Origin of the sequence: Mycobacterium sp. SMC-17, from assembly GCF_045310915.1 — a bacterium.
Taxonomy (GTDB): domain Bacteria; phylum Actinomycetota; class Actinomycetes; order Mycobacteriales; family Mycobacteriaceae; genus Mycobacterium.
The window spans coordinates 1-9,104 of the sequence record NZ_JBJIAK010000091.1 but is presented as its reverse complement, the minus strand read 5'-3'; the positions used below and the strand labels follow the sequence as shown (position 1 = coordinate 9,104).

8 protein-coding genes and 1 pseudogene are annotated in these 9,104 nt (G+C 62.6%); 3 read left to right on the top strand and 6 right to left on the bottom strand.

Annotated features, from left to right (window positions below):
- Window positions 1-822, top strand: an 822-nt coding sequence (locus tag ACJH7A_RS29465) for an IS3 family transposase (protein WP_406803228.1), incomplete at its 5' end; no start/stop codon positions are given.
- Between the two features lie 107 nt (window positions 823-929).
- Here the strand turns inward: ACJH7A_RS29465 and ACJH7A_RS29460 are convergent.
- The 4 genes from ACJH7A_RS29460 to ACJH7A_RS29445 form a co-directional block, all read right to left on the bottom strand.
- The gene (locus ACJH7A_RS29460; RefSeq protein WP_406803227.1) at window positions 930-1,166 is read right to left on the bottom strand and encodes a hypothetical protein; all 237 of its coding nucleotides are present in this window, start codon (window positions 1,164-1,166) and stop codon (window positions 930-932) included.
- Window positions 1,167-1,246: 80 nt separating this feature from the next.
- The gene (locus ACJH7A_RS29455; protein ID WP_103799481.1) at window positions 1,247-1,504 is read right to left on the bottom strand and encodes a helix-turn-helix domain-containing protein; all 258 of its coding nucleotides are present in this window, start codon (window positions 1,502-1,504) and stop codon (window positions 1,247-1,249) included.
- Between the two features lie 1,047 nt (window positions 1,505-2,551).
- Window positions 2,552-2,836 (bottom strand): hypothetical protein, encoded by a 285-nt coding sequence (locus ACJH7A_RS29450; protein ID WP_142394585.1) that lies wholly within the window; start codon window positions 2,834-2,836, stop codon window positions 2,552-2,554.
- A gap of 58 nt (window positions 2,837-2,894) precedes the next feature.
- Window positions 2,895-3,095: a hypothetical protein gene (locus ACJH7A_RS29445; RefSeq protein ID WP_103799449.1), complete on the bottom strand. Its 201-nt coding sequence runs from the start codon at window positions 3,093-3,095 to the stop codon at window positions 2,895-2,897.
- Between the two features lie 292 nt (window positions 3,096-3,387).
- Between ACJH7A_RS29445 and ACJH7A_RS29440 the strand changes: the two genes are divergently transcribed.
- Complete coding sequence (locus tag ACJH7A_RS29440) at window positions 3,388-5,379, top strand: SIR2 family protein (protein ID WP_103799450.1); 1,992 nt, start codon at window positions 3,388-3,390, stop codon at window positions 5,377-5,379.
- Window positions 5,380-6,318: 939 nt separating this feature from the next.
- Here ACJH7A_RS29440 and ACJH7A_RS29435 read toward each other — a convergent pair.
- Complete coding sequence (locus ACJH7A_RS29435) at window positions 6,319-6,870, bottom strand: antibiotic biosynthesis monooxygenase (protein ID WP_103799451.1); 552 nt, start codon at window positions 6,868-6,870, stop codon at window positions 6,319-6,321.
- A gap of 139 nt (window positions 6,871-7,009) precedes the next feature.
- Between ACJH7A_RS29435 and ACJH7A_RS29430 the strand changes: the two genes are divergently transcribed.
- Window positions 7,010-8,515: a PLP-dependent aminotransferase family protein gene (locus ACJH7A_RS29430; RefSeq protein ID WP_258045169.1), complete on the top strand. Its 1,506-nt coding sequence runs from the start codon at window positions 7,010-7,012 to the stop codon at window positions 8,513-8,515.
- A gap of 225 nt (window positions 8,516-8,740) precedes the next feature.
- Here the strand turns inward: ACJH7A_RS29430 and ACJH7A_RS29425 are convergent.
- Window positions 8,741-8,953: pseudogene (locus tag ACJH7A_RS29425) on the bottom strand (IS110 family transposase); the annotation flags it as partial.
- Window positions 8,954-9,104 lie beyond the last annotated feature (151 nt).

The following is a 9,104-nucleotide window of genomic DNA, read 5'->3' as shown; positions in this document are numbered from 1 at the left end:
TCATTTTCGAGAGACCTCGACCTCTATCCCGGCAACGACGCGCCAACCACCTCTACACCCTCATCTGTGAAGAGCCTCATTGAGGCCTATCGCGCTCACGCGTTGTTCAACGCCCACGGCGAGGACCCGGAGTTCGGCTACCGCTACCTGGTCGAGGAGGCCCGTGACGCCGGCGAGCCGATGGCCGAGCGCACCGCCTGGCGCATCTGCTCTCAGCAGCAGTTGTGGAGTGTGTTCGGCAAGAGGCGTGGCAAGAACGGCAAACCCGGACCGCCAGTGCACGATGATCTGGTCGAGCGCGACTTCACCGCCAGCGAGCCAAACACGTTGTGGCTCAGCGATATCACCGAGCATCGCACCGGTGAAGGCAAGCTCTACCTGTGCGCGATCAAGGACACGTTCTCCAACCGCATCGTGGGCTATTCAATCGACTCACGGATGACATCCCGGCTGGCTACAACCGCGCTCAGGAGTGCAGTTGCACGCCGGGGTGATGTGGCCGCTTGCATTCTGCACAGCGACCGAGGCAGCCAGTTTCGAAGCCGAAAGTTCGTCCAGGCCCTGCACCATCACGGCATGGTCGGCTCCATGGGCCGTGTCGGGGCGGCCGGCGACAACGCTGCGATGGAAAGCTTCTTCAGCCTGCTGCAGAAGAACGTCCTCGACCGCCGCCGGTGGGACACCCGAGAGCAGCTGCGCATCGCCATCGTCACCTGGATCGAGCGCACCTACCACCGTCGCCGACGTCAGCTCGCCCTCGGGCGGTTGACCCCGATCGAATTCGAAGCAATTATGACCACGCCGGTCAGTCAGGCCGCGTGACGCAAATTGTCACCTGATCGTGCAGCAGACCCCTTTCGGTCTCACCCGTCTGACTGCGCAATGACCGCGGCGCCCAAATCGGTAACGCCGCCTCTCGATGTCTCTTCTCAGGTGGAATTGACCTCAATGAGTCGGTCGCCCTCCTGCAACCACAGGAGCGGCTTGTCAAATGCCTTCTGCATCAACTTGACTGCAGCCTTTAAGTCATCGTAATTGTCCCACCGGAGGCAGTCGCGCGAGTTGTCGACCCAACTCAGCGCGTCGCCGTCGTAGTACACCTCCGCTACGAAGTACTCGCTTTTATCAAGCGACTGCACAACTCGATAGTTCCACGCGTTCATCACTTCAAGCTCCCATCGGCCGCCTTTGTGAAGTGGCCGAGAATGGCGTGCGGCGCTGACCACCTTTGGTGCGGCAAGCTCGTCTACTGATCTACCATCAATTCAGCCGCAGAAACTCCCAGCGCGTCGGCAATGTCAAACAGTCGCTCGTAAAGTAACCCGCGCAGGCCGCTCTCCACGCCGCTCAGAACGGACCGGTCCACGCCCGAATCATGGGCCAACTGCTCCTGCGTCAAGCCTCGCTCGACGCGGAGTTCACGTATTCGCTTGCCGACCGACCTTCGTCGGCGCTCCCATGCCACCACGCGCTCCGGATCATTCTGGCTTGGTCGGGTGGGCACGCCCACAAGTAACGGTGCACATCCGAGAAATGTCTGTAGTACTAGTACTACAGTGCCATGGTGCACCCTGATCTACCACCGGTTCGACCCGACTGGGTGACCGCACGCGGACTCAAGTTGCTTGACGAACTTGTCGGGACGCTCCAGGAATGCCAACTTGCACTGCGCAGCATGCGGGTGGACGTTGCGCTGACCCTCGATGACCTAGAGCGTGATCTCCGACGGGCTCGCGAATCCGCGAGTCTCGCGTACGGAGCCGCGAGCCTGCTGCACCAGGGCGCCGAACTCGCCCGCGGTTGGACGGACCTTCCGTCCCGACCGAAGGCGATATACGCGCGCCATCGGGTAGCCGTTGATTACGGCGCCTCACGGAGGGCCCCAGCAGTCGCTACCGCCGACCGCTACGAGAAGACGCTTCGACAGACCGACGAACAACAGATGACCGCAGCGCGAGAAGCCCAGCCGAGCGCGCTGGCCACTGGGAGACGCTGCAGGACCTACTTGGAATACGAGCGCAAGCCCTGCCGGCGACGGGTCGTGCGTACCGGTCCGGACGAGTTCGCCGATCATTGCCCGGACCACCTCGATGACGACGAACTGAAGCTGTACGAACGTCACAGGCGAGACGCCGCGAAAATAGTGGCGCAGGCGCAACGTGACGAGTTCCGCAGGATCGCAGACGAGTGGATCGCGGCGAGGCTGGGCCCTCGAACGTGGGTGGAACAGGTAGTCGGTTCGACGGGATGGACTGATTAGCCGCGCATTTTCATCGCAGGTCTCGCCGTCCTCGATTTAGAAGTCTGCCCCCTGTTCAGTCATCGCTGCGCCGCCCGTCGACTCCAGTTCAGATTCCAGGCCCTGGGGGATCACCGCGCCCGGAGTCGGAGTCTCATGTCAGAACCATCCTCGACAACAGAGAAAGACAATTTGTGCTGAAGGCAGAGTGCATGCTCTTCTGGTTGGGCGATCACGTCGCGGACTTCAACGTCGGCCGCGTAGTGCGAAGGGGCACGGGCGCCACGTTGCTCAGACCGAGCGTGCCCGGAGCTACGTCCGACGAAGACGGCGTCGGCGAACCGTCGATGCTTCTGAGGCCCGTGTAAGCAGATCCTGCAATTCAGGCGTTGTGCTGTATTCGATCTGCGCGTCGGCCAAACCGATCTCGAGATTGGCTCGGTAGATCATTGCCGCGTAGCTGTCGACGTCGAAAGGCTCCACCCCACCCATATCGGCGCAAAGCGGTGCCGCCTCGGCGCGGTGCCCTTCTGGGGAAAGACAGTGCCTGGCTTTGTTTTCACTGCCGAGGCCCCTGCGATCTGTATCGTCGACCACAGGCCCCACCTTATCGCCGTCCCGGACTGGCGTGGTTGACGTGGCGTCTACCACAGCGCTAATCGCCGGGTTCATCTCCATCAGACACCGGCGGCTCAAGCCCCTCAGTCGCATAGAGCTCGCGCTCGTACTGCGAGATCGGCGGGTTCCTGCCATCGCGAGAAACGCGCAGACGCAGCTCGGTGGCTTGCGCGGCGGTCAGTTTGACCGGGCGCAGCACCGGATCGTCACCGGTGAGCGGGCTGGCCACGGCCTCCATAGGAACTGATTCTCTCAGGGGCCGTCTCACGTGCACTGTTGACCCGCTGCTATTGACGGTCTCATCCGAACGTCAGCGGCCAACTCTGAGCCAAACGCATCGCGCGCACTGGCGCCCACACTCAGCGAGGTTCCGTTGAGCATCTGACGGTGAGGTGGCGAGCAGGCCGGGTGCGCGGGCGGCTAGCTGTGCTATCTCATGAGGTTGATGGCGCTGCGGCGTCGTGGCAGCCGCGGCACCGGTGAGGGCACATGCCGCACGAGGTGGCTCGCGCGGCACATACGGTGGGCACATGACGCGGCCGCCCACCGATCCTGCGGATGTGTTCGTCTTCGCCGGTGCGGGCTTGTCAATGAGTGCTCCGACGTCGCTTCCCCTGTTCGATTGGCTGCGCGACACTTTGCTGCAGGCTCTTGGGTTCGGGCAGTATGTGCCTGGGCGCGACGCGGTGACTGCAGAGCAGCGACGGGTTGCCGGTATCCAGCCCGAACCGTTCTTTTTCGCTTTGGAGGACGCCGGCATCGACACCCAGACGTGGTTGGCGCGCGTGCTCAATCCGCCTTCGGCCCGCCCGAACGAGGGGCATCGCGTCGTTGCCGAGCTGTGCCTGGCTGGCGCGCGGGTGTGGACGGTCAATTTCGACACCTTCATCGAGCGGGCGCTACCCGGGATCGAAGTGGTCGCCGCGCCGGACGAGCCGACGGCGCAGCCGCGCCGTGGGCAGCTTCTCAAACCCCACGGGACGATCGGCGGCCGCTTGATCGTGACTCCTCGAGAAACCTTGACCCCGCCGCCGCCAGTGTGGCGCGACCGGCTGCACGCCGATCTCCAGGCCTGCGCTCACGTCGTTTTCATCGGCTACAGCGGACGCGATTTTGACTTCCGCCACCAGTGGAACCGCGTCCTGTCGAACCACATCGTGTGGTGGTTCGACATGCCAGGGCGCGACCACCCCTACAAGCGCCACCTCCTGCGTGAAGTAGCCGCCAGAGGCCACCTCGTATTTCCCGACGCGCAGCCGCACCGATCCTCAGGTGGCAGTGAATTCTTCAATCCTGCCTGGGATTTCGTGCAATGGTGCCGCAGCAACACGCTCATCGACGCCATATCAGATGCCCAGCGTGACACCTTGCTCGCTGATCGCAAGCCCGCACCCATCCCGACGGCACCCACCGGCAACACGGTCGCCCGTGCTGACGTCGCGGCCCTGACCGGCGATGTGGCCACTGCGCAGACACTGCTGCGGCAGGCACGTCGAGACCCAACTCAGCGCGATCAGGCTGTCACACGACTACGGACGCTGTTCTTTAATCGACCCTCCTGGCAGGCCCGCTGGATCACCTCGCTGTGGTGGGCGATTCCGCCGCTGGGCGCGTACGCGCCGACACGGCGACGCCTCCGCACCAAGTACCTGACCCAGCTGTCTCACAGCACCAACCACCGCCGCGTCGTCAGCTTGACAGACCGACTCGTCCGGCGCGACGCACTGCCTGAGGCCGCGTTAGGTCTTCGGCTGGCGGCACTAAAGATGCGCGGCGATGTTGGCGAGGTTATCGTCCAAGCTCGGCGCGCGGTCCTTGAACCGCGATCAAAGAACAACGCCGTGAGATGCAACGCGGCGCTGCATTGGTGCCACGCCTTACTGTGGGCCGGTCATTACCCGGACGTGCGCGCAGCCCTCGACGATCATTTCCGGCCGTTGGCCAACATCACTAACACCCGGTGGATGGCCTGGGCCGACTACATCGAGGCCTGTCTTCTCATCGCCAGCGCGCCACCAGGCTTCGATGCGACACGCATGGACGCTGTCACCGATCTATTGGATGCCGCTGACGACCGATTCCGAGCCGAAGCCAACCAGTCCGGCGTAGCTGACATTCTCACGGTGCGGCTCACCGCGCTGCGGCAGCATCAACAGATTCCCAATTACGTTCGCGCAGCCAATCTCCTGCGCGAACTGCACCAACTCGAACCCATGGCCCACTTCGCCGCTCAAGCCGCGACTATCGAGTTGGCGCAAATGTACAGTTATCATCTGCACGATCGCCGACGCGGGCTAGAACTAGTGAAGAGACTGCGCCACAGTCGTTTTCCCGTGCACTCATCACTGGCCTACGCACTCAGCGGGCAGTGGACCACCGACGCTGCCGAATCTGATCGGCTGCTGGCGCAGGCAATCGGAATCTCGCAGCCGCGCGGCCTTGCCCGCATCAGCGGCTTCGCCGCTGATCTCACGAAGCTGCCCGCGGGTCACCGCAACGAACTCGAGCTGTTCTTTCCCTAGAGCCACTGCTGCGACTTCTCATACTTGATGTGCAAATCCCATCTGACATGACCACCGAATGACCGACAGGTTCGTTACGGGCGCGTTTGGCAGAGAGCGTCGCGAAAGAGGTACCGCCGCCGATGGGTAAAAGTGCCCCGAAATCGACCGTGCGGCCTGGCGCTCGCATTCTTGCTCACGCCTCTCACGATGAGCGACGGCGGCTTGTTCGGCAGGCAGCCGACGGGAGCGCCGTTCGGAGCCGCGCCGCGGTGGAAGCAGCCGAGAGGCCACCGATTGCGCACTAGCGGTTCAACTTTGCGCGTTACCGGTTCATCGCCGTCGACAGCAACATGTTCGTCGTGATCCGCCACCACGTAGGCGATGGAACGTCTCATGCGGCGACCCTGTAACGAAGCGTGGCTCAGTCTGAGGAACAATTCGGACGGGATTCGGCGGATCGCTTCAAAAACGCGATGAATCATGCCTTTGGAGGTTTTCGTTGGCGACATCCTGCACCGAATAGCGTGAAGGGCCGGAAAAACTTAAAGAATCGGCGATGAAGCCAACATGCAGGTCGGATGGCACCAGCCAGATGAGCACGACGCAGCGTGCGGCGGCAGGTGGACCTAGTCGAGCCAGTGAGGCCGGCCCATCCGCCATTCGGCGAATTGACCGCCAAGTGCCGCGATGATCATTATCCGTGACGACGCTCAAACTGGTTGCGCGAAGCGATATTACGCGCAGATGCGGATAAGTTCTACTTCGTTCACCTGCGGGTGGTGTCCGGGGTTGTAGTACTCATGCACGTCGTGGTTTACCGTTTCGATGGTCGACTCGGGCCGGTGCCAGGTGCCAACCGGACGAATGGGCACGAACGATCGAGGGCTGGCGTTCGCCGAATATGATCCAGAGAAGGCGGACAGCTCGGTGTGCGGCCAAGGCCCATTGACTTAGGGGTCAGGGAGTATCGGCCTGGAGTCCTACGCCGCTGGCGACGAGGGGTTGTTGGCCATCGGCGATGCCAATCGGGCTGTCGGTCGTCGGGTTGAGGTCGGCGTCCTTGAAGACCGCGAAGCTGGACGGCTGCTCGGTGAGGTAGGGGAAGTGGAAGCCGCACTTCGGGCACTGCTCACGCAGGACGGCCTGTTCCTGGCTCAGTTCGTATTCTCTGTCCTGCAATTCATTACAGCAGGGGCAGATGCGGAGGAGACGGGTGCCTACGAGTTCAAAGTTGGTGATGATGTCTTCCATGATCGCGCCGTTGGCGGCCCAGGCCTTGGCGTATTTGTGGTAGGTATCGGTGTGCCAGTCGTAGAGTGCTTCCTTGCTGGTCCAGAAGCTACATTCGTTGAACCAGCCCGGATCATCGGGATGCTCCCACCAGGTCAGGTGGAGAAATCCCGGCAGTGCCATCAGGTGGTGGCGAGTGTCGCCAAATACCACTTTGAACTTCTCGTAGGCGTCGGGACTGGAGAAGCGTACGCGTTGCATGCTGAGGTAAATGGGCACAGGTCACTCCTTTTGGGCACCGCGGACATGTCGGGCTGGGGCACGACGCGGTTCGGATGGGTGGGGCATATTGGTTCCAAAGCCTAGAGAAAATTCGCCGCCGTTCCAGAGCCAATTCGGGTGTAGATCAAGGGGCCATGTGACATCGAAGCGAAACAATTCGTCGCCGAATGGTGACACGTCGAATCGGACCCCCGAGCCGGCGGCGTACCGGGTGCTTTATGAGCAGTTGAGGTCGAGCATTCTCAGCGGTCAGCTCGCAGGTGGATCGAAGCTCCCCCCCAGCCGGGTGTTGGCCGCGCAGAATGGGCTGTCGCGCAACACAGTTCTGGCGGCGTTCGACCAGCTGGAGGCCGAGGGTTACATCACAGCTCGGCAAGGGTCGGGGACTTACGTCGCGCGCGTCCTTCCCGAAGAATTCCTCAACAGCGCGCCCCCTTACCCGTCCTGCGAGTCACCCGCTCTGTACCCCGCGGCTACGTTGTCCGGCCGCGGTGAGCGGCTGGCGCGGGTACGGCGGATACCGATACCCTCCGTGCTGGGCCATCAACCCCGCGGAGCGGCGTTTCTCATCGGATTGCCCGCTCTAGATGCGTTTCCCTTCAAGACCTGGGTCAGGCTCTACTCCTCACGCTTCGCCACCGCCGCATCGGCCTTGATGCCCTATGACAACCCAGCCGGTTACCGGCCCCTGCGAGAGGCCATCGCCTCCTACATCGCCACTGCCCGCGGTATTCACTGCACCGCCGACCAAGTCATCGTCGTAAACGGCTCGCAACAAGCCCTGGAGTTCTGCGCCCGAATCCTGCTCGACCCCGGGGATGCCGCGTGGCTAGAGGACCCGGGATACCTTGGCGCGCGGGCAGCTCTGGTCTCGGCGGGCGCCCGCATCGTCCCCGTGCCGGTAGATGAGTCCGGACTCGACGTCGCGGCAGGTATCGAACTCGAGTCGACCGCGCGCATCGCGATCGTCACGCCGTCGCATCAATTCCCATTAGGGCACACCATGTCGTTGGAAAGGCGGCTCGCACTCATCGATTGGGCGGCGCGTAACCAATCCTGGGTCATCGAAGACGACTACGACGCCGAGTTCCGGTATGTCGGAAAACCCCTAGCGGCGCTCACCGCCATCGACACTCATCAGCGCGTCGTCTACGTCGGGACCTTCAGCAAGGTCCTGTTTCCCAGCCTGCGGCTGGGCTACATCATCGCCCCCGAGGCAATCGTCGACGGTTTCACCGCAGCGCACTTGAGCACCGACATGCACGCCCACCTCATCGACCAGGCAGTAGTCACCGACTTCATGGAACAAGGCCACTTCGCTAACCATCTCAGAAGGATGCGCGTTCTGCATCGCGAACGCCAGCACCTCTTAATTCAAGAGGCCGAAAGAATAAGCAACAGTATCGCATTGGCGCCCTCCGACGGCGGGCTTCACCTCGTCGGTCAGCTCGCGGATTTCAGCGACGACACCTCGATCGCCAAACGGGCTCTGCACCAGGGGATCCACGTCTGGCCACTGTCAATACATCACTACCATCCCAGCAGATCGTCGGCGCTCCTGCTCGGATACGCAGGAACACCCAAACTTGACATGCGAACCGGGTTCGATGTTCTGGCCAAAGTGCTACAGACCAACGGATAACTACCCAGCGCTGAGTCGAGCGTGTCGTGTCGACGCGTGTCAGTCTGAAATGCGCGGGTTGGTTACCGCAGGACGGACCTTCGAAACGGAGCTAACCAGCGGTCTAGGATCGAGCGTCATCCGTTGCGGGGCAACGTGATTGCTCATAGCGCAATCGCGGATCACTCCAGGACGCTTGCCGTCCCGATCATCGGTGGTCTCATCTGGACGCCTAGGGGATACCGGTCAGTCGGGTAGGACTGCTAGCGACCAGCACCAGCCGGCCAGTTCCCGGGCGATCGCGACGTTGGCGATCACCGGGCGCTTCCTGCGGGCGTCGAAACGGGCCCATTGGGTGTGCAGGCGCCGGTTGGCCGCCTGGCCCCGGGCGCGGGCCGCCGGTGATGCGAGATCCCACCGACGCCGCAGTTCGGCTCCGGGCCGGTATTGGGTCCGGTGGAGTGCGATAGGGCCTCCGGGATGTCCGGGCGCTTCAATTGGTCGCGGAGCGTGACAGCGGCAGTGCACTACGAGCCGAGCAATTGTCAATACCTGTGGATCGGGGTGTTTCAGGCGACCTCCGTTTCGGTGTGTTGATCGCCGTCTGACG